This window comes from Candidatus Symbiopectobacterium sp. NZEC135 (assembly GCF_025962695.1).
Genome location: NZ_JAGFPF010001252.1, coordinates 1 through 635, shown reverse-complemented (window position 1 = coordinate 635; position 635 = coordinate 1). Strand labels below are relative to the sequence as shown.

Here is a 635-nt window from a genome sequence, read left to right as displayed (position 1 = left end):
CATGAGCATATTGTACGTTGTGAAAGGCAAAGAACAGCACGCCGCTGATAACAATCAACGTTAGTTGTCCTTCAAGAGAGGGGACAAAATAGAGTACCGGTATCCCAATCAGAATGCCCGCCAGCGTCCCGATGATACGCAGTGCCAAACGTCGCCGCGTTGCATTGTAGTTTGGCTGACACACAAACAGGCTGGTGAGCAGAATCCAGTAGCCGTGCTGCATGTGTGTCAATTGAATCAGCGCATACCCCCCGCACAGCAGGGCAGACATACGGATCGCGTGGCGAAACAGTGCTGAGCGCGGGGTAAGATGGCGACCGATGCGCAGTCGAATATCGCTCCAGCCGGTCAGCCCATCATCCGCCAGACTTTCTTCCATCTGTTGCTGCGATTCCAGCCATTGCTCTGATTCGATATTCATTAACTGAGCATCAATGGCGCGCAGGTTATTCAGCAGATGACGTAATGCTTTTCCTTGGGCTGTATTTGCGCCATCTTGCGTAAAAAAAGCATGAAGTGCGGCATCCAGATAAACAAACGCCCGCTCGATACGGCCATCGTGCTGATATTTTTGCTGCAACAGAATGGATTGCGCCAATTGGCGACAGGCGCGTGCCTGCAACGTTAGTAACCGT

At 52.0% G+C, this 635-nt stretch carries 1 protein-coding gene; it reads right to left on the bottom strand.

Annotated features, from left to right (window positions below; all coding sequences use genetic code 11):
- On the bottom strand, nt 1-635 hold a 635-nt coding region (locus J5224_RS33660), incomplete at both ends, for an FUSC family protein (RefSeq protein WP_264629219.1).